Origin of the sequence: Labrenzia sp. THAF82 (genome assembly GCF_009363435.1) — a bacterium.
In the GTDB taxonomy this organism is placed as follows: domain Bacteria; phylum Pseudomonadota; class Alphaproteobacteria; order Rhizobiales; family Stappiaceae; genus Roseibium; species Roseibium porphyridii.
The window spans coordinates 3,102,358-3,118,334 of sequence record NZ_CP045354.1; the positions used below are offsets into that span (position 1 = coordinate 3,102,358).

General features: G+C 56.0%; 25 protein-coding genes. 21 read left to right on the forward strand and 4 right to left on the reverse strand.

Annotation, left to right across the window (positions count from 1 at the left end; all coding sequences use genetic code 11):
* The first annotated feature begins 135 nt into the window (after window positions 1–135).
* Window positions 136–876 carry a hypothetical protein gene (locus FIV00_RS14575; RefSeq protein ID WP_152501426.1) on the forward strand — a complete coding sequence of 247 codons (741 nt, stop codon included), beginning with the start codon at window positions 136–138 and terminating at the stop codon, window positions 874–876.
* A 447-nt stretch (window positions 877–1,323) separates the two neighbouring features.
* Here the strand turns inward: FIV00_RS14575 and FIV00_RS14580 are convergent, their stop codons facing one another.
* Entirely contained in the window at window positions 1,324–1,596 is a 273-nt protein-coding gene (locus tag FIV00_RS14580) for a hypothetical protein (protein ID WP_152501427.1), read from the reverse strand.
* Window positions 1,597–1,767: 171 nt separating this feature from the next.
* Window positions 1,768–2,643: a hypothetical protein gene (locus FIV00_RS14585; RefSeq protein WP_152501428.1), complete on the reverse strand. Its 876-nt coding sequence runs from the start codon at window positions 2,641–2,643 to the stop codon at window positions 1,768–1,770.
* Between the two features lie 128 nt (window positions 2,644–2,771).
* On the opposite strand from FIV00_RS14585, the gene FIV00_RS14590 reads away from it, so the two are divergent.
* Window positions 2,772–3,149 (forward strand): hypothetical protein, encoded by a 378-nt coding sequence (locus FIV00_RS14590; protein ID WP_152501429.1) that lies wholly within the window; start codon window positions 2,772–2,774, stop codon window positions 3,147–3,149.
* Between the two features lie 2 nt (window positions 3,150–3,151).
* On the opposite strand, the gene FIV00_RS14595 is transcribed toward FIV00_RS14590, so the two are convergent.
* Entirely contained in the window at window positions 3,152–3,769 is a 618-nt protein-coding gene (locus FIV00_RS14595) for a type VI secretion system-associated protein TagO (protein ID WP_152501430.1), read from the reverse strand.
* A 71-nt stretch (window positions 3,770–3,840) separates the two neighbouring features.
* On the opposite strand from FIV00_RS14595, the gene FIV00_RS14600 reads away from it, so the two are divergent.
* From FIV00_RS14600 to FIV00_RS14650, 11 genes are all read left to right on the forward strand, one after another.
* On the forward strand, window positions 3,841–4,089 hold the full coding sequence (locus tag FIV00_RS14600) for a hypothetical protein (protein WP_152501431.1): 249 nt from the start codon (window positions 3,841–3,843) through the stop codon (window positions 4,087–4,089).
* Window positions 4,086–4,460 carry a hypothetical protein gene (locus FIV00_RS14605; protein WP_152501432.1) on the forward strand — a complete coding sequence of 125 codons (375 nt, stop codon included), beginning with the start codon at window positions 4,086–4,088 and terminating at the stop codon, window positions 4,458–4,460. The genes FIV00_RS14600 and FIV00_RS14605 overlap by 4 nt, the downstream gene beginning before the upstream one ends.
* Window positions 4,444–4,659 carry a hypothetical protein gene (locus FIV00_RS14610; RefSeq protein WP_152501433.1) on the forward strand — a complete coding sequence of 72 codons (216 nt, stop codon included), beginning with the start codon at window positions 4,444–4,446 and terminating at the stop codon, window positions 4,657–4,659. The genes FIV00_RS14605 and FIV00_RS14610 overlap by 17 nt, the downstream gene beginning before the upstream one ends.
* Entirely contained in the window at window positions 4,656–5,033 is a 378-nt protein-coding gene (locus tag FIV00_RS14615; RefSeq protein WP_152501434.1) for a hypothetical protein, read from the forward strand. Before FIV00_RS14610 ends, FIV00_RS14615 begins: the two co-directional genes overlap by 4 nt.
* The gene (locus FIV00_RS14620; RefSeq protein WP_152501435.1) at window positions 5,030–5,302 is read left to right on the forward strand and encodes a helix-turn-helix domain-containing protein; all 273 of its coding nucleotides are present in this window, start codon (window positions 5,030–5,032) and stop codon (window positions 5,300–5,302) included. The genes FIV00_RS14615 and FIV00_RS14620 overlap by 4 nt, the downstream gene beginning before the upstream one ends.
* Entirely contained in the window at window positions 5,295–5,960 is a 666-nt protein-coding gene (locus FIV00_RS14625) for a hypothetical protein (RefSeq protein ID WP_209006932.1), read from the forward strand. Before FIV00_RS14620 ends, FIV00_RS14625 begins: the two co-directional genes overlap by 8 nt.
* Entirely contained in the window at window positions 5,960–6,193 is a 234-nt protein-coding gene (locus FIV00_RS14630; protein ID WP_152501436.1) for a hypothetical protein, read from the forward strand. The genes FIV00_RS14625 and FIV00_RS14630 overlap by 1 nt, the downstream gene beginning before the upstream one ends.
* Window positions 6,190–6,453, forward strand: a complete 264-nt coding sequence (locus FIV00_RS14635) for a GapR family DNA-binding domain-containing protein (RefSeq protein WP_152501437.1) — start codon at window positions 6,190–6,192, stop codon at window positions 6,451–6,453. The genes FIV00_RS14630 and FIV00_RS14635 overlap by 4 nt, the downstream gene beginning before the upstream one ends.
* Window positions 6,453–7,604, forward strand: a complete 1,152-nt coding sequence (locus FIV00_RS14640) for a DUF5131 family protein (protein ID WP_152501438.1) — start codon at window positions 6,453–6,455, stop codon at window positions 7,602–7,604. The genes FIV00_RS14635 and FIV00_RS14640 overlap by 1 nt, the downstream gene beginning before the upstream one ends.
* Complete coding sequence (locus tag FIV00_RS14645; RefSeq protein ID WP_152501439.1) at window positions 7,601–7,858, forward strand: hypothetical protein; 258 nt, start codon at window positions 7,601–7,603, stop codon at window positions 7,856–7,858. Before FIV00_RS14640 ends, FIV00_RS14645 begins: the two co-directional genes overlap by 4 nt.
* Before the next feature lie 148 nt (window positions 7,859–8,006).
* On the forward strand, window positions 8,007–8,330 hold the full coding sequence (locus tag FIV00_RS14650; RefSeq protein WP_152501440.1) for a DUF4326 domain-containing protein: 324 nt from the start codon (window positions 8,007–8,009) through the stop codon (window positions 8,328–8,330).
* Here FIV00_RS14650 and FIV00_RS14655 read toward each other — a convergent pair.
* Window positions 8,303–9,082 carry a hypothetical protein gene (locus FIV00_RS14655; protein WP_152501441.1) on the reverse strand — a complete coding sequence of 260 codons (780 nt, stop codon included), beginning with the start codon at window positions 9,080–9,082 and terminating at the stop codon, window positions 8,303–8,305. The genes FIV00_RS14650 and FIV00_RS14655 overlap by 28 nt on opposite strands.
* A gap of 68 nt (window positions 9,083–9,150) precedes the next feature.
* Here FIV00_RS14655 and FIV00_RS14660 point away from each other — a divergent pair, with 68 nt between their 5' ends.
* The 8 genes from FIV00_RS14660 to FIV00_RS14695 all read left to right on the forward strand — a co-directional run bounded on the left by FIV00_RS14660 (window position 9,151) and on the right by FIV00_RS14695 (window position 15,929).
* Entirely contained in the window at window positions 9,151–9,420 is a 270-nt protein-coding gene (locus FIV00_RS14660) for a hypothetical protein (RefSeq protein ID WP_152501442.1), read from the forward strand.
* Window positions 9,417–10,673, forward strand: a complete 1,257-nt coding sequence (locus FIV00_RS14665; protein WP_152501443.1) for a helix-turn-helix domain-containing protein — start codon at window positions 9,417–9,419, stop codon at window positions 10,671–10,673. Before FIV00_RS14660 ends, FIV00_RS14665 begins: the two co-directional genes overlap by 4 nt.
* A complete protein-coding gene (locus FIV00_RS14670; protein WP_152501444.1) occupies window positions 10,670–11,272 on the forward strand; it encodes a transcription termination/antitermination NusG family protein in 603 nt (200 codons plus the stop codon). Before FIV00_RS14665 ends, FIV00_RS14670 begins: the two co-directional genes overlap by 4 nt.
* A 145-nt stretch (window positions 11,273–11,417) precedes the next feature.
* Window positions 11,418–11,795, forward strand: a complete 378-nt coding sequence (locus FIV00_RS14675) for an HNH endonuclease signature motif containing protein (RefSeq protein ID WP_152501445.1) — start codon at window positions 11,418–11,420, stop codon at window positions 11,793–11,795.
* A gap of 82 nt (window positions 11,796–11,877) precedes the next feature.
* Window positions 11,878–12,378, forward strand: coding sequence for a hypothetical protein (locus tag FIV00_RS14680; protein ID WP_152501446.1), 501 nt, complete (start codon window positions 11,878–11,880; stop codon window positions 12,376–12,378).
* Between the two features lie 68 nt (window positions 12,379–12,446).
* Window positions 12,447–14,093, forward strand: a complete 1,647-nt coding sequence (locus FIV00_RS14685) for a terminase large subunit (protein WP_247649386.1) — start codon at window positions 12,447–12,449, stop codon at window positions 14,091–14,093.
* Window positions 14,090–15,343, forward strand: a complete 1,254-nt coding sequence (locus FIV00_RS14690; RefSeq protein WP_247649387.1) for a phage portal protein — start codon at window positions 14,090–14,092, stop codon at window positions 15,341–15,343. The genes FIV00_RS14685 and FIV00_RS14690 overlap by 4 nt, the downstream gene beginning before the upstream one ends.
* The gene (locus FIV00_RS14695; RefSeq protein ID WP_152501448.1) at window positions 15,327–15,929 is read left to right on the forward strand and encodes an HK97 family phage prohead protease; all 603 of its coding nucleotides are present in this window, start codon (window positions 15,327–15,329) and stop codon (window positions 15,927–15,929) included. Before FIV00_RS14690 ends, FIV00_RS14695 begins: the two co-directional genes overlap by 17 nt.
* Window positions 15,930–15,977 lie beyond the last annotated feature (48 nt).

Sequence of the window (15,977 nt, forward strand, 5' to 3'; positions counted from 1 at the left end):
CCTTTACGTTCAATTCACATGATATTTGCACGCATAAGCGTGCAAATCAAGTAAATGAACGCAAAAAAGTTGAAGCCAATGTCGCAAAGGGCCTAAAATTGCCGCGCAATATTGGTGAAACTAGCTAGATTGGTGTTGAAAATGTTCGACAGGGGCGTTGTTTTGGCGGGCGTACAATTTTCAATTATTGATTTAATGAAAGCTGGCGCACAGCTCGAAGAGAAATTGCGATCCTTTGGGGTTGCGCACATTGAGTTGCATGACGAAGTGCGCAAGTATCACGCAAGTGTCGATCTATCGGACAAGGGTTATGTCGGTGAATACTTCCACCGGTCAATCAACACTCTGCCGCCTTCCATGTTCCAGGGGATTACCTGTCGCTCAGACTCTGGGGAGGTAGTCGCCACCTCCGCGATCCGCTGTGACGAAATCGCAGGGTGGGATCTGGACCGATATATTCGCGAGTTTTGGGAGCGTGCTTATAGAACCGAAGCGGGGGAGCCCGTTGTGCTGGCAGATGACGCGGTGTCGTTTGCCAAAGGGATAACCGGGCAGATTGCGTATGTTGGTGACACGTATGTTGCGGAGCGGTGGCGTGAAAACAACCTCGCTGCCTACTTGGTTCGCTTGTGCCTGGTAATTGCCAATACTAAATGGGCGCCAGTCTACACGTATGGCTGGATGGCACGGCATCATGCCTTTCAGAAAGCACTCTTTCTACGCTGGGGTTATCCGGCTTGTTATGGCGGTGGCCTCAAATGGAAGTCGCCACCGGCAAATAAGGCATATGAAGATTTGTGTTTCTTGGGCTGTGACCCTGCCGGGATCGTCCAGCTCCTTCAAAGGCCCTTGGATATCGGGCCGCTTGAGAGTTGAAGGCGTAGACGCCCATGAACCAAGCCCCTTGTCCATTTGTTATCGGAAAGACTGCGCGAGAATAAGAAACAGGCCTGTTGTCTGTTGCCATCGCGTCACGGCACTCGATGTGCTCGACAACTACTTGCGTATAGTTGATGCAATCCCGGTATCCTTCGGCGGTTAGTCGCCGATAGGTGTCGCTAAACACAGAGCCAGGAGAAACCGGCGTTTTCGGCCAGTCAAAGCCAAATTCGGTTGATGCTAGTGTTTCGCTGCCTCCAAACAGTATCTTTGGCGAGTCCAGCGTTAACGGGTTTCCGTCCAGCCAAACCAAGTGTTCGGAATAGCGGCCTAGCTTTTCGTCGATTACGAAGTCGCTTCGAATGCAATCGGAAATCAGATCCTTCACAATTGGATCGTCGACAGTCGACAAGTAGGTCAAATCTAGTCTGGTTGCGTTGTTTCTCATGGCATCATGTTTTGTTGCAGCATGGCGGCCTGCAGGAAGAAATCAGCATGTTTCATGAAAAGCTCAATGTCTTCACCGGTCAAGGTTTCCGGCTGGCTGTGGCCAAAGAGGTTGTGACACACGAATGAGCCCAGAAAGACCGTCAAGTTGTACTCCGCGCATTCATCCAGAAACAGCTGCAGCTGTTGATGCTCAGTCAACGGAGCAACGTCGGAATAGAGTTCCTTGGCGAACCTAAGAAGTTTCTCGCGGTCTTTAGAATTCGCCATGTATCGCCCCAAGGTGCACAAACGTTTATTTGATTTTTGCAGCATGTGAACTGCCGTTCAGTCATTTAAAGGATAAAGTTAATGGGCTGTAAAGATCAATTTGCGGTTGAAACGCAGAATACATAAATTACAACCTTTGATATCGTAAAGGTTGTGCCCCTATTGGTGTTTTTAACTATCAGAAGTGTCGGCTAATTTTAGCGCGTAAATCTTTTTCACAAGTTTTGCACGGGTGCTGGCTGGTCCGAGCTTTCCATATACTTGCCGTTCTATCTCGTACGCCTCTTCGAGAGATGCCATAAGCAGCTCGGTATCCAGTTCATTGCCATTTGCAATTGAAGCCAGTTCGTCAAATGCTGCGACGGTTTCGGGCGTTGCGCTGCCGTTCGTCGAGCCGAGAATCCAGTTCTGAAGCGCTTCGAACGAAACACGTGCGTCGCTCGCAAGCTTTTTCATTTCGTCGATGCTAAGCTGATCGCCTTGAGACAGCGACTTCAAAAACGTTCGTTTTTCTTCAAAAGAGAGTGCATCGGCTATCGCAAGGATTTCGTCGATTTTGGGATTGGCCGGTTTTCCAGTCAATACCCACCCAGCGTCTATGGAAAGTGCGTCGCATAGTTGCGCAAGTCCCTTTTGGCCGGGCATGCGTTCTAACGTAAACAGCTGAGAAACAGCGTTTACACCGAGCCTTGCGGACTTGGAAATGCTTCGGTTGCTCTTGCCACTCAGCAGAATGGCAGCGGCAATTCTATCTATTGGGCGTGCACTCATGCTGGATTTATAGAGTTCTTCGTGCGTGATAGCACGTACGTAAAAGCGTTCATTATTATAGACATGCACGCATAAGCGTGCATTATCTCGCTCATGCCCCATGAGTTGATCCAACCCATCGAAACATTCTTGGCGCTCAAGCAGCGATGCGGCGAGCGTATGTCGCCCTATCATTTCGGGCGGGTGGCTGTCCAGGACGGACGATTGCACGAACGTCTTGTTAGCGGTGGTGACATTGTCACCAAGAAAGCGACGGCCATTCGGAAGTTCATCCATCAAGAAACCTTGCGGTTAGTAAAACAATACGGCGTCGATGAAGTTGCGCCATGTCTTTTGATTTCATCATCTTTGGCGGAAACCGATCTGTCATCCCCGAAAACCGGTAAAAATTCGGGGGTAGGTCTATGAGCATCGGTCGGCGCACAACCGACACTGATCGGCGCGGCTTGAAAATCGCCACGCAGCGCACAGTGCAAATGTGTGGTGGTCAGGACTATTCCGCGACGGTCACGCGTGTTCACTCCAAAACGCTTTCTGACTACGGCAACACCGGCAACGAGCGGCACGGAGACACGTTCATGCCGGTGGATGTCTTCGCGGACCTGGTGATCGACTGCGCCGAGCGCGGCGAGGTGGCGCCAATGCTAGAGCGCTTGTGCGAGCTGGCCGGTGGGCGCTTCGTGCGCGTGCACGGGGACGGGCTGCTTGCAATCACTGAAGAAATCATGCGCCAGGCCAAAGCGTTGCAAGACCATGTCAGTAACGGGGAGGCGGCGGAATGAACCTACCAGTTGCAGGCTTCCCGCAAGGGTTTGATGGCTTCTTCCAGGCCGGTCACGTCAAATTCTCCAGTCATGGCGCCACGGCGGCCGATGTAACGCATAAGCATCGTGTCAGCCGCCATCATGCGGTCGAGCATTCTTTTGGACCTCGCGTATCCAAACAAGGCCAAAAACTCAAAATCGGCAGACCGTTCCATTGTGATGGCGTCTGCCGGGTCTTTGTCAAACCGGATTTCTACAGGCGCGCTGCGGTCACTGACCGTTTGGCCACCCATGTGGAATGCGAGCATTGTCGTGTTTTCTTCGCACTGGATGACCAGCGAGACACGTGCTTGTCCAATCAGAGCCTGAAAGGGTTCTCTCGATGTGTTGATGAGCGTCACTTTGGGGCTGTCGTCGAACTTGGACGTGTCCATTTCCCGTGTCCAGTTTTCGCGCCAGTTCTCATTTTTCTCCGTCGTGGCGCCTTTACCAGCCGCTTTGTAGCCAGCGATCCGGTCGTAGCAGACAAGGCGGTGTTTGTCGCTTCGGATTTCGACACAGGAAGCCAAGTCATCGGCTGCCATAGCAGGGCCGGAAAGCGCGCAAACGGCGGCGAGCAGCGCAGATACAAATTTCATCAATCGCAATCTCCGTCACGTGGATGCACTAGAGCAAATCCACTCGCAAAAGTCGAGCGGAGGGTTGCGGTATGAGCCTTCTGGACAAGTGCAGCGGTGAGCAGTTGGTGCTTTTGGCGGGCCGCCTGCGCGGCATTGCGGCGCAAAAGACCAGTGCGGCCAAGGCGAGTGTCACTCTTGGTCAGATGTCCGACGACGTCTTTGACACCAAGTCCGCGCTTCAGACCGCCCGAACCTTCATCGACGACAGCAACGACGTGACCATGGCCGCCGACCTTTTGGCGGAACTGGCCGAAGCGAAAAGGGCGACACCCTCATGAGCCTCGCAGATCCTTCCTTTCCTGTGACGGGCAGTCTTGTGGGCCGGACGCTGCCGCGCCCCAAGCCGGGCAACCCGATTCCGCGAAAGCTGGCCCGCGAGAAGCAGGACGCGGTGTTGCGCGACTATATGAGCGGCGCTAGCGAAAGCTACATCGCAGCCAAATACGGCGTTGGTCAAAACTATGCGCGCGTGCTTGCACGCAGGCGCGGTTTGTCGCGTGCGCGCATGCGCAAGGGCGTTGCCTATCCCGATCTTTTGGAGCGGATCAAGACCAACTTTCTGGCCGTCGAACAGGCGATGCGCGAGTTGCGCCGCGACATCAGTTTTTTGAGTGAATTGGAGGCGGATGCCGATGCCGGTGACGAGTGAAGAGGTGCCCGCCTACCGTCAGGCGGTGAAGGCCGCTGACACAATCCGCAAATTCTGGATGGCGCGGCAGATGATCGTTTCAACAGAAGTGATTGAAGCTGCGCCGCGCGATCCGGGCTTTGCGATTGAATACGGCGTGCGCTCCGACATGGTCAACGGCCTGCCGGTGGTGCGTTTGCAGCGGGGCGCGATCCGATGAGCGCCGAGATCCGCAAGACGCTGCGCGTTTACTCCTGGGCGCGGGGGCAGCACCGGCTGCGCGGCAAGGGCGCGCCGGTTTCCTTTGCCGCGATTGCCGAAATGATTAGCGCTGACACCGGATTGCCGCTGACAACAGCGTCAGCGGCATTGGCAGGCGGGTTTTCCAGCAAGGACACGCAAGCACGGCTTGCCGCCTGGAACGGGTTGAAGTTGGCCCAAAAGCACGGACAGCCCGTGCTGGTGGTGGACCCTACGGCCGACTTTGACCCCGGATCGGTGTCCGGGGCAGGGCGCGGGCTGGGGGCAGGGGCTGCGCCAATCTCAATTGAAGACGCGCGGCGGCGCGTGGATGGTAGGAGCAAAGCGGCATGATGCGGCTGGACCGGGAAAAGCTGGGTGAAGCCCTGCTGCGTGAGCGTGAAAAACGCGGCCTGAACATGCGGGCGGTTCATGCGCTCACGGGTATCAGCATTGCGACGATCAGCCGGGCAGAGCGCGCTCATCCTGATATCTATGCCAGCGCGGAAACAGTGTTGATCCTTTGCAAGCTCTATCGGCTCGACCCGTTGCGCTTTGTTCAGGATGTTTCACGGGAATACACCCATGAAACAAGCCGAATGGAGGCGTTGGCCGATGGGTAAACGCTCCAGCCGTCCAAGGGTCGACAAGGACCTTTATTGCACGATTGATCCGCGTGCCGTGCCGCCGTTGATCCCATTTTTGAGGTGGGAGCGGATCAGCAGCTTTATCGATCCGTGCTGGGGCTGGGGTCACTTGGTGGGGCCGCTTGCGCGGGCGGGGTTGACCTGCCTTGGCCGGTATGACCTTGAGCCGAAAATGACACGCAAGGTTGACCCGGATTTGCCGGGCGTCCAGGGCCATGTGATCCAGCGCGACGGGCGTGATCTTTCTTTCTCGGACCTGAACGGGGCCGATGCGATCATCGCCAATCCGCCCTGGACCTTCGCGATCCTGAAAGAGCTGATTTGCCGGTGGGCAAAGATGGCGCCGACCTGGCTGTTGTTTTACGGCAACTGGCTTTTCACAGAGCGTGCCGCGCCGCTGATCAACGGCTACCTGACCGACTTCGTGCCGGTACCGCGCCTGCAATGGATACCGGGCACCGACCACGCAGAGAAAGACAGCTGCGGCTGGTACCGCTTCCACTTTGCTGAAGCGCAGGAAAGCCAAGTGCCGCGTTTCTGGCCGTTGGGATCATCCCCCTTTGCGGGTCTGCCAGTGGCAAAGCCCTTGGGCGAGCGCAACGACAATTTCCGTTTTCAAGAAAGGGTGGCGTGATGAGCGCGCAGGGCGATGACTATTCAACCCGCTTGGCAGCGTTGATTTATGCCGCTGGGTGCTTTGCCGGGCAGGACCCGGAAGAAACGGCGCTCTTGTTGCTGGGCGCGGCGGGTATCGCTGCTGAGACAAACGGGGTGCTTTTGTCCGAGGCGTTCGAGGCGATGCAGGAAGCCTATGAGGCGTCGGCTCAGACCAACAGCGACGGAAAAGACGGAGGTCATTTGCAATGAGCGATCCGGGCGGCGTTGCGGCCGAACAGTTGCAGGCGTTTGTCGAGCGCATCGAGCGTGTTGAGGAAGAAAAGAAGGCCCTCAACGACGACCTGAAAGACATCTACGCCGAAGTGAAATCGGCAGGCTTCGACAAGCAGATTCTGAAACGCGTTGTCTCCTGGCGGCGGAAAGAGCCGCACAAACGCGAAGCGGAAGACGCCGTCTTTGACCTTTACGTACACGCGCTCGGCATGGCGCCGGACAAGGGGGATTCGTGATGGCTGATCACTCCAAGATCGAATGGACGGATGCGACGTGGAACCCGATCACCGGGTGTTCGTTGATGTCGGAGGGGTGCCGCTTTTGCTATGCGGCCGAGCTGGCGGCAACGCGGCTGAAAAACCATCCCTCACGGGTGGGCCTGACGAAGAAAAGTGCGGCTGGTGTGGTGCAGTTCAACGGCAAGGTTCGGTTCAATGATGACTGGCTTGACCAGCCGCTCAGATGGCGCAAGCCGCGCATGATTTTTGTCTGTGCGCATGCGGACCTTTTTCATGAAAACGTTCCGGATGACTGGATCGACAAGATCTTCGCCGTTATGGCGCTGTGCCCGCAGCATACGTTTCAGGTGCTGACCAAGCGGCCGGAGCGGATGAAAAAGTATGTGTCCGCTTTCACAGATGAGGCGTTGCAATGGGAACGCCTTGGGGATGCAGGGGGCTGGCTTGTCGGAAATCGCGCGTATGAGGATGCTGGGGCTGCACAGTGGCCCTTGCCGAATGTGTGGTTTGGGGTCTCTGTTGAGGATCAGGTGACTGCCGACACGCGGATTCCGTATCTGCTGGATACGCCTGCGGCCGTGCGGTTCTTGTCGGCTGAGCCGTTGTTGGGGCCGGTCAACCTGCATGAGTTCTTGCTTGGGTATCGTGCCGGGCATCCTGCAAAGTGTGTTTGCGGTCATCCGCACGGGTTCACGCGCTGCCCAAACTATGGACGCGTTTCGAAGCAAGCGAGTTGGCCAGGCGGCGCTTGCAAGCAGTTCCGAAAAGCACCTTTTGCTGACGGTTTGCATTGGGTGATTGCCGGTGGCGAGAGCGGGCGGAAGGCACGGCCCATGCACCCGCAATGGGTGCGGGACCTGCGCGACAAATGCGCAGCGGCTGAGGTGCCGTTTTTGTTCAAGCAGTGGGGGTCTTACCTGCCATGGGAACCGGCGCACGGCCCCTGCTGGAGAGCGCAAAACGGTCAGTGTGAAGATCATCACATTCTGTTTCCAAGCGATTGGGATACCGACCCGACCTGGGATGATGGCCTCGGCTTTGTTGCCGAAGGACTAGAGCACTTTGCGTTTCAGAAGGTTGGCAAGGGTGCTGCCGGGCGAACGCTCGACGGCGTGACGCATGACGGGTTTCCGGAGGTGCGGTCATGAAAGTCAAAATTGTTTCAGGCGGTACAGGGCGCACAACGCAGGTTTTTGACGTTCAAGGTGTTGAGATCCCTGGCATTACGCGCGCTCGGGTTGAGTTCTCCCCCAATGAACTGGTTCTTGCGACTTTGGAGCTTTCGATAGTCGATTGCAGCGTTGTGGCAGAAGCGAAATTCATCGGGCCGAACGGCAAGCCGATTGCGAAAGTCATCTACATAGATGGTTCGGAAGACACCTATGGCGTGGTGTCGGAATGATCGCACTTGCTTTTCACGCGTTTACTTTGGGCTTGATTTTGGGGTGCTTGTTTGTGCGTCGCGGCGAGCCGAAGCGTCTGTCACTCGCGTTGTCCGCACTCATTATCGCCTGGGCTGGCATCGCAATCGTTGAACTGGTGCAAGGCTTATGACCCCAAAACGCATTCAAATGACGCGAAACAAGCCCTGGCGGTGTGAGGCGCCGGAGGCGGTGAAGGTGGACCGGTCCACCAAGTGGGGCAATCCGTTCAGGATCGGTGATGACATGCCCGGTGCGCCTGGTGTGCCGATGGACGCGGAGGACGTGTGTCAGTGTTTCGAGCTGCTCACGATTCCCACGCTGCCGGTGCATGAGCTGACCGACAAAGATCTTGCCTGCTGGTGTGCCCCCGGTGCGCCCTGCCATGCCGATGTGCTTTTGAAATACGCGAACCGCTGTGCGGGTCAGTCGTCAGCTGATGGGGAGATGTGATGTTTTTCGGCGGTATTCTCAATCACGCTTCGTATCTCAGATTGAGTGCGTCCTATCATGATGCTCAAATTGTCGAGCCTGTTTTGCAAATTGCTCTGCCTTTCAAGCCCAGCTCTAGAATTCATTGCTTCAACAAACTTTTTGTTGGCGATTGCGAGGTCCGGCAACTCTGCATGAAAGGAGTAGTTCGATATTACCTTTGTGCTGAAGTCCTCCATGCGTCTCGCAGAGTTCGACAATTCGCTCAGGGCGCGCAAAATCTCCTTTCGACGCCCATTAAATACCTTGAAATGTACCGGTGGAATTTGAGCGGTCTTCAAGTCTATTTTTGCCTGCACAATGGTGTCCTGGAGCGCATTTTTCTTTGCAATGAGTGTGTTGTGCATGAGGTCTTGGGTGCCGTCAATTTGCAGAGACGCCCCAATTATTTGATCTGTGTTGGTGAGTGGGTCAGTCGCCCGCGTCACATTAAGAACGGTAAATTCCAAGCTCGTTTCAAGTTGTGTAAGTTCTCCAAGGGACTGTCTTGCTTCTTCGCGACTGGAAATACTAATCTGTTCAAGCAGCGGCCTGATCTGTGTGAGGCCGATCCAAAGAGCAGCTCCTCCTGCATACCACCCGCTCAGAGCGCTTATCCATTGGCGAAAGGGCTCGATTCCGCCGAATGCTGCGCCGACAAGAATCCCGCCTCCGAAAATTGCAAGGACCATGATGCCCTTGGCGAAGGTGTCCGGGTCAAGTTTTTTGATCATGCAGTTGTCCCCCGTTCCATACGCAACCTGACGTGTTCGCCGGTTGCAGGCAAGGGGAGGGCTGCGGCGTGAGCGATTTTGCACTTGATTGGGCACTTATGCAGCCCGTGCGCGGCGATGCGGCGCGGGCCGTGCTGACTGTGCTCGCCAGCGTCCATCATCAGGGCGGGTTCTGCGTGCCGACACAGCTGGTTTGCGACAAGGCCAGGCTTGACCGGTTTGCGACCGTTGCCTCGCTCTGGGAGCTGCGAAACGCGGGATTAATCCGCGCCGAGGGCATCGGCGGGCTGATGTCCGTCGAGCTGGGGTGCGATTTCCAGTTGGAGGGCGCTGAATGAGCCATAAAGCAACCAATTGGGCGGTCGAGCAGCGGGGATTGAAGCCAGCAACCAAAGTCGTCCTTTGGCATCTTGCAGACCGGCATAACAGGGAATTCGGGTGTTTCCCTTCTCAAGCACTTCTTGCACACGATTGTGAGATGAGCCGCGCAAGCCTGAACAATCACCTTAAGTTGCTTGAGGAACGCGGGTTGATCCGGCGCATTCAGTCGCGCAACAGCAGGACATTCAAGCAGGAAAACACGCGTTATCTGTTGGCTTTCGAGGACGGCTTCACGCCACAGAAACATGATGATGACAAAAGGGATGCGGGGCCGTTGCCGTGTCCAGAAACTGGACACGGAAATGACGCCGAACCCGTGTCCAAAAATGACGAAAAGCCGTGTCCAAAAAACGACGATTCCCGTGTCCAGAATTTGGACACTAACCCTGTAAGAGAACCAGTAACTCAACCAGGAAACGCGCAGGCGCGCGGAGAGAGAGATTTTGAAGCTCGATCTTCGAAAAAGGTTGAAAAGCTGTTTTGGAAGCTGGTGAAAGACTGGCCGCAGTTGCACGGCATGCCCAAGCAGCGGGCACGATCCGTCTTTGAGCAGCTGAGCGCAGAAGAACAGGATCAAGCCATCGCCAAGCGTGAGGTCTGGTTGAAGCTTTTGAAAAGTCAGGGAAAGGACCATGTGCCCGCACCGACAACCTATCTGTCTCAAAAACTCTGGAAAGATATCCCTGCTGATTTCGATTTGGCAGGAGAGCAGGCAGCGCAGAGAGTTGCCGCGCCTTTCGGCAAGATGTGGGGCGCTATCCGCTTTGCCGACCTGATGCGCGAGCCGTACGGTCCAGCGCCGAGGTTCACCAGTGCGGAAGAGCGGATGGTCGCCGATGGGATCTACCAGCCCGCCGAGCTGATGCGGCAGAAGCTGGTCAGCTGCGGGTGGCCACGTGTGAACACGCTGCATGAGCGCGCTATTCGCAAAAAACACGGCACGACCGAAGACCCAGCCTTGGCGCCCCTGGCGGATCTGTTCGGCCAGGTGGGCAAAGGGTCGGAGCTGTGGAGCGCCTGGAAGGGCTTGCATGCCGAGCGTGGCTGGCCGTGGTTTGGCGAGGATCGCGATTGCCCGGATTGGGTGTGGCTACCGGATTCGCCGTGCGAGGCCGACACCTATGACAGCGCGAGTGACGCAGTGCGGGCAGCAATGGCGCGTTTCGAAAATCAGCATGCATCCATCTCAGAAAGGCAGGCGGCGGAATGAGCAAAGGTGCTCCGAATATCGGCAACAAGGCGCTGGAACAGGATTTCGGTTTGCTTCGGTCGTTGCTGCTGCATGCGCCGCTTGACTGGCTGGCGATCCAGACCAACCCGCGATGTGAAGAGCGGGCGGCGTTGGGGCTGCGGGCAAAGGGCCTGGTTGCCTATCTGCCGATGGTGCCGGATACGCGCAAGGCGGGTCGCAGCAAATGCGAAATCGACAATTCACGGCCCATGTTTGCACGTTATGTCTTTGTCGGACTGGCGCGGCGTGACCTGATATCCACAGCCGCAATTCGCACCTGCGACGGTGTTGAATGCATCCTCTCTTACCGTGAAGACAAGGCGCCGCACTATGTGCCGCGCAAGCAGATCGCGTTGATTGCTGAGGCAGCGCAGCAGGCGCAGTTGGGCAAAATAAGTGTTGTTGGTCATGGGTTTGAGATTGGCAGCGGTGTCGTCATCGTCTCAGGCGCAATGAATTTCAAGCACGGTGTGATTGAAGAATTGAACGACAAGCGCGGTGAAGCAAAAGTTGCAGTTGATGCGTTTGGAGGAACAACCGTTGTCACTGTGCCGGTTGACAAGCTCGATCTTGTTTGACCATTTTTATCGCAGGACAAATCCACGTGGATCTCCAGGGCTTGGGCGGCCAGAGCTGCTACACCAAACATGCGACCTGGACGCAGGACCCAGTCACACATAAGCCGCCTGACGATCAGGTGCCGTGTCGGCGCGATGGGTTCATATGGCGAAAGCGTCGAAATCACTTCAAATGCGGCTCGCAGCGTTGCGGGCCTTTTTCGTGTCTGGATGGATGGCAAAACTCACAAACCTTAAGCCCTTGATTAGTGGTGTTCCGTCGCGTGTTCGGTCGATGCCGAAAGTGACGACCAGTATCTACCGGTCGAGGGAATGGAAAGAGTTTGCGGCTGATGTGAAGCGTGAGCGCGGCAGCAAGTGTGAGCGTTGCGGGTCAACAAACCGTGTCATTGCCGATCACATCAAAGAGCTGAAAGACGGCGGTGCGCCGTTCGATCGCAGCAACATCGAGTTGCTTTGCCACGCGCACCATCAGCAGAAAACAGCAGAAGCAAGAAAGCGTCGCGCAACCGGGATCGCCTGACGGATAGGCAGGGGGTGGGTCAATCTCTGGATCAACCCCCGACGTTCTACCGGTGATGCTGTCACGCGGAGATTTTTTTCCGATGGACCAAGATTTTGACCTGTTCGGCAACCCGTTGGTGACAGCACCGAAAAAGGCCGGTCGCCCGAAGCACCAAAAGTCGGCGGAAATAGAGAATAAAATCAAGATGTTGCTCACCTTCGGTTGGAGCAATGAGCGGATTGCACGGGCCGTTGGGATCTCACAGCCGACCATGCGCCGGAATTATTTTCAGGTGCTCAAACTGCGTGAGTTCCAGCGCGACATGATGACAGCGGCCAAGGCCATGAAGCTTTGGGAGCTGGGTATGTCCGGCAATGTTGGAGCCTTCAAGGAATTTGAGAAACTGCTTGATCGCAACGACATGATGAAACTCGACGCGGATCTTCGAGCCATGCAGACGGAGCCACCTGCCGATGACAGCGACGACGATGCGCCGCGCAAACTTGGCAAGAAAGAACAGGCGCAGGCAGATGCGGAGCGCGCCATGTCAGACGGCGGCGATTGGGGCGCGGACCTGGCGTTTCGGGGTGCCGTGAATTGAACGCCGCTGCGCAGATCAAAGATCCGGGTTCGTGGTCGACCGCATGCCCGGATTGGAAAAAGCGGATTGTGAGCCGCGAGCCGCTGATTCCGGACCTACCACTTTTCACCGATGAGGCGGAACGTGCGCTGCGTGTCTTCAAGCGGCTGCGGGTTCCTGACATCATCGGCACGCCCACTTACGGCGATGTTTGTGATGAATGGGTGTTTTCTCTTGTCCGGGCAATCTTCGGATCTTTCGACGTCAAAACGCGGCGTCGCATGTTGCGCGAGTTCTTCCTGTTGGTGCCAAAGAAAAACGGTAAGTCCTCGATCGCGGCTGCCATCATGGTCACGGCAGCAATCTTGAACATCAGGCCAGAAGCGGAGTTGTTGCTGATCGCGCCGACAAAGAAGATTGCGGAAATCGCTTACAAGCAGGCAATCGGAATCATTCGTCTCGATCCTGAACTGGACAAGGTGTTCCATCCGCAGACCCACCAGAAGACAATTACGCACCGGGTCTCCAACGCGGTCATCATCATCAAGGCAGCGGAAGCGGATGTTATTACCGGCTCCAAAGCGACTTTCATTCTGATCGACGAAACACACGTGTTCGCAATGAAGTCCAAGGCGGCAGATGTCTTCGTTGAAATCAGGGGATCACTTGCAGCTCGACCAGATGGTTTTTTGCTGCAGATCACGACGCAGAGCAAAGCGCCACCCGCCGGTGTTTTCAAAGAAGAGTTGGACATTGCCCGGCAGGTTCGTGACGGCGAGCTTGATCTGCCATTGCTTCCAATTCTCTATGAGTTGCCGTTTGAAGTTGCCAATGACAACGGCTGGCGTGACCCGAAGACCTGGGGGATGGTCAACCCAAATCTCAACCGGTCTGTCGATGAAAGGTTTCTGCGCGATGAGCTGACCAAGGCAGAAGCCAAAGGAATGGCGGCGCTTCTCCTGTTTGCCTCACAGCACCTGAACGTTGAAATCGGTCAGTCTCTTGGCGGTTGGCGCGGGTCGCACTATTGGGCAAAGCAGAAGCTGCCCGAATTGGCTGACTTGGATATCCTGTTGGAGAAATCCGAAGTCGTCACAATTGGTATCGATGGCGGCGGGCTCGACGATCTGCTCGGCCTGGCTGTGCTCGGGCGCCACAAGGAAACGCAGAATTGGCTTTGCTGGGCTCATGCCTGGGCGCAGCGCGATGTGCTTTTGATCCGCAAGGAAGTTGCACAATCGCTCACCGATTTTGAAAACGCCAAGGAACTGACCTTTTGCGATGACGCGACCAGCGACATTGAGGGTGTTTCGGAGATCTGCCAGCGGGTCCTTGAAAGTGGCTTGCTTCCAGAAAAGTATGGTGTTGGCCTCGATCCGATGGGCGTTGCGGCCCTTGTTGATGAGCTGGCGCGGTGCGGCATCGGCGGCGACCTTGTTACCGGTGTCAGTCAGGGTTACCGGCTTTCCTCGGCGGTCTGGGGTATTGAGCGCAAGTTGAAAGACGGCACGCTTTGGCATGGCGGTCAGGGGCTCTTGTCATGGAGTGTCGGCAATGCGCGCGCCGAGCAGCGCGGCAATGCGGTTTTGATCACCAAAGAGACGGCAGGCAAAGCCAAGATTGACCCGCTGGTCGCTCTTTTCAACGCAGTCAAACTGATGGAAGTCGGCCCGGTCGCGGCCGGGTCTTCCGCATCCTGTCCGTGGGATGACCCGGACTTTTCCCTGGTGGCATGATGAAATTATTCGGACTTGGACGCAGGCGAGAAAAGCGTGCGGCGACGATCGAAAATCCGACCGTCAAAGTCAGCTCGGAAAACTTCCTTGAGTTCTTTGGTCTGTCGGGCGGCGGTGTTCCGCATGTCACGATCGAAACCGCACTCAAAGTGCCAGCTGTTCAGGCGGCAGTTTTGTTTCTGTCTCGCACGCTTGCAACGGTTCCGTTGCAGGTGTTCAAGCGCGACGAAAGCGGGCCTAAACGTCTCAGCGGTAAGCTGCAGACGATCTTGGAAGAAAACCCGAATGATGAAATGGATACGTCGAAATTGCGGCGTTATCTTTGGGAGCAGGTTTTTACCGGTGGCCGTGGCCTTCTTTGGATCGAGCGAAGCGGAAGCGCCGTCGAAGCTCTCTGGCCGATGGACCCGACGCAGGTCAGTGTGCGCCGCGAGGGCTTGAAGCTCTTCTACTTCTTTGATGGGCGGCGGTATCCGGCCAGCGACGTCATCGACATACCGTTCATGTTGAAGCCGAACGGCGTCCAGCATCGCGGCCCTATCGCGCTTGGCGAAAGGGCAATTCAGCTTGCCCTTTCAATGAATGATTACGGGTCAAACTTCTTTGCCGGTGGCGGAATTCCGCCCCTCGCAGTCGAAGGACCAATGCCGGCCAACGCAGAAACAATGCGCCGCGCCATTGATGACATCAAACGCGCCATTGATGTTGCTCGCGAGAGCGGAAAACCGATGTTCCAGATGCCGCCGGGATACAAGATCAGTCAGATCGGTTTCGATCCCGAAAAGGGGCAAATGACCGAAGCGCGTCTGTTTCAGGTTCAAGAAATTGCTCGCGTCTATCAGATGCCGCCCAATTTCCTACAGGACCTCAGCCGCGCCACCTTCTCGAATGTCGAGCAAAATGACTTGCATCTGGTCAAGCACCTCGTGGCGCAATGGTGCACGGCACTTGAGGGTGAATTGAACCTGAAATTGTTCGGCCGGATGAATGGCAAACGGTTTGTGCGTCACGATCTCGACGGATTGCTGCGTGGCGATTTCAAAAGCCTGATGGAAGGTCTGGTGCGCGGTGTCCAAGGCAGTGTTCATACGCCAAACGAGGCGAGGGAGCAGCGCGGCTTGCCGAAAGTGAACGACGCGGCAGCGGATCTGCTGCATATCCAGGGCGCTACGGTACCGCTTGGGACGTCCGCCGGAAAAGATCAAAACCTTTCTTCAGAAAACGAGGGTGACAATGACGGGGAAGCCTGAAACCGAAACGCGGTGCGTGGTTCGAGCTGTTGAGTCCCGTGCTGATGATGATGGAAAAATGACCGTTGCCGGGTATGCGGCGGTCTTCAATGAAGAGGCCGACATAGGTGGCTGGTTCATTGAGACGGTTGCGCCTGGAGCTTTTGATCGTTCCATCAAAGAGCATGACGTCAGAGCGTTTTTTGACCATGACATGGGGCGCGTCCTAGGCCGCAAGTCATCTTCCACCTTGCGGCTTGAAGAGGACAGCAAAGGTCTTTCCGTTGAAATTGACCTGCCGGACACGTCAGACGGCCGCGATGTCAAAACGCTGATCGAGCGCGGGGACATTTCCGGGATGTCTTTTGGATTTCGGGTGACAAAGCAGGAATGGGACGAAACCGGAGAAGTGCCGAAACGTACGATCCTTGACGTTGATCTCTTTGAAGTATCGATCGTGTCAATGCCCGCCTATGACGGAACCAGTGTCGCAATGCGCTCTCTTGAAGCTGCGCGCAGCGAACGCAAGCAACAGAATTTCAGCGCGGCGCAGCGTCGTTTGCGCATGAAAATGGACCTGGACATGAAAGTCCGGAGTAAAGCCTAGGGCGCGCGCCTGAAGGCCCAATTTCCAAAACTTGTGAAAATGGAGAAG

What these genes read in the sequence shown, in the direction of transcription:
- FIV00_RS14580 (WP_152501427.1), bottom strand. Translation starts at nt 1,596, where the DNA reads ATGGCGAATTCTAAAGACCGCGAGAAACTTCTTAGGTTCGCCAAGGAA.
- FIV00_RS14585 (WP_152501428.1), bottom strand. Translation starts at nt 2,643, where the DNA reads ATGGATGAACTTCCGAATGGCCGTCGCTTTCTTGGTGACAATGTCACC.
- FIV00_RS14590 (WP_152501429.1), top strand. Translation starts at nt 2,772, where the DNA reads ATGAGCATCGGTCGGCGCACAACCGACACTGATCGGCGCGGCTTGAAA.
- FIV00_RS14595 (WP_152501430.1), bottom strand. Translation starts at nt 3,769, where the DNA reads ATGAAATTTGTATCTGCGCTGCTCGCCGCCGTTTGCGCGCTTTCCGGC.
- FIV00_RS14600 (WP_152501431.1), top strand. Translation starts at nt 3,841, where the DNA reads ATGAGCCTTCTGGACAAGTGCAGCGGTGAGCAGTTGGTGCTTTTGGCG.
- FIV00_RS14605 (WP_152501432.1), top strand. Translation starts at nt 4,086, where the DNA reads ATGAGCCTCGCAGATCCTTCCTTTCCTGTGACGGGCAGTCTTGTGGGC.
- FIV00_RS14610 (WP_152501433.1), top strand. Translation starts at nt 4,444, where the DNA reads ATGCCGGTGACGAGTGAAGAGGTGCCCGCCTACCGTCAGGCGGTGAAG.
- FIV00_RS14615 (WP_152501434.1), top strand. Translation starts at nt 4,656, where the DNA reads ATGAGCGCCGAGATCCGCAAGACGCTGCGCGTTTACTCCTGGGCGCGG.
- FIV00_RS14620 (WP_152501435.1), top strand. Translation starts at nt 5,030, where the DNA reads ATGATGCGGCTGGACCGGGAAAAGCTGGGTGAAGCCCTGCTGCGTGAG.
- FIV00_RS14625 (WP_209006932.1), top strand. Translation starts at nt 5,295, where the DNA reads ATGGGTAAACGCTCCAGCCGTCCAAGGGTCGACAAGGACCTTTATTGC.
- FIV00_RS14630 (WP_152501436.1), top strand. Translation starts at nt 5,960, where the DNA reads ATGAGCGCGCAGGGCGATGACTATTCAACCCGCTTGGCAGCGTTGATT.
- FIV00_RS14635 (WP_152501437.1), top strand. Translation starts at nt 6,190, where the DNA reads ATGAGCGATCCGGGCGGCGTTGCGGCCGAACAGTTGCAGGCGTTTGTC.
- FIV00_RS14640 (WP_152501438.1), top strand. Translation starts at nt 6,453, where the DNA reads ATGGCTGATCACTCCAAGATCGAATGGACGGATGCGACGTGGAACCCG.
- FIV00_RS14645 (WP_152501439.1), top strand. Translation starts at nt 7,601, where the DNA reads ATGAAAGTCAAAATTGTTTCAGGCGGTACAGGGCGCACAACGCAGGTT.
- FIV00_RS14650 (WP_152501440.1), top strand. Translation starts at nt 8,007, where the DNA reads ATGACCCCAAAACGCATTCAAATGACGCGAAACAAGCCCTGGCGGTGT.
- FIV00_RS14655 (WP_152501441.1), bottom strand. Translation starts at nt 9,082, where the DNA reads ATGATCAAAAAACTTGACCCGGACACCTTCGCCAAGGGCATCATGGTC.
- FIV00_RS14665 (WP_152501443.1), top strand. Translation starts at nt 9,417, where the DNA reads ATGAGCCATAAAGCAACCAATTGGGCGGTCGAGCAGCGGGGATTGAAG.
- FIV00_RS14670 (WP_152501444.1), top strand. Translation starts at nt 10,670, where the DNA reads ATGAGCAAAGGTGCTCCGAATATCGGCAACAAGGCGCTGGAACAGGAT.
- FIV00_RS14675 (WP_152501445.1), top strand. Translation starts at nt 11,418, where the DNA reads ATGGCGAAAGCGTCGAAATCACTTCAAATGCGGCTCGCAGCGTTGCGG.
- FIV00_RS14680 (WP_152501446.1), top strand. Translation starts at nt 11,878, where the DNA reads ATGGACCAAGATTTTGACCTGTTCGGCAACCCGTTGGTGACAGCACCG.
- FIV00_RS14690 (WP_247649387.1), top strand. Translation starts at nt 14,090, where the DNA reads ATGATGAAATTATTCGGACTTGGACGCAGGCGAGAAAAGCGTGCGGCG.
- FIV00_RS14695 (WP_152501448.1), top strand. Translation starts at nt 15,327, where the DNA reads ATGACGGGGAAGCCTGAAACCGAAACGCGGTGCGTGGTTCGAGCTGTT.